Here is a 579-nt window from a genome sequence, read left to right on the forward strand (position 1 = left end):
CAGCAGCGACGCAGCTTGTCGTGCCATTCTTTAAAGATGTGATGCCACAGCTTGGTCTGATGTACATCATTCTGACTTACTTCGTGATTGTTGGCACCAGTAATGCGGTAAACCTCACTGATGGTTTAGATGGTTTGGCTATCATGCCGACGGTACTGGTTGCTGCAGGTTTTGCCGTTATCGCTTGGGCGACAGGTAACGTTAACTTTTCTGAATATCTGCACATCCCATATCTACCGCACGCCTCTGAGCTTGTTGTGGTATGTACGGCGATTGTGGGCGCGGGTCTTGGATTCTTATGGTTCAACACCTATCCAGCGCAAGTATTTATGGGTGACGTAGGCTCTCTTGCGCTAGGTGGTGCACTAGGCACTATCGCTGTTTTGGTTCGTCAAGAATTGGTGCTGGTTATCATGGGCGGTGTGTTTGTTATGGAAACACTGTCTGTAATCCTCCAAGTCGGTTCATACAAGCTGCGCGGTCAACGCATTTTCCGCATGGCACCAATTCATCATCACTACGAATTAAAAGGTTGGCCAGAACCTCGTGTAATCGTGCGTTTCTGGATAATTTCTATGG

At 48.0% G+C, this 579-nt stretch carries 1 protein-coding gene; it reads left to right on the forward strand.

The genetic code is table 11. The features are described from left to right. Window positions 1–579: phospho-N-acetylmuramoyl-pentapeptide-transferase (mraY, locus tag R7093_RS26825; protein ID WP_318147225.1), on the forward strand; the 579-nt coding region annotated here is incomplete at both ends.

This window comes from Vibrio sp. 1580 (assembly GCF_033340055.1).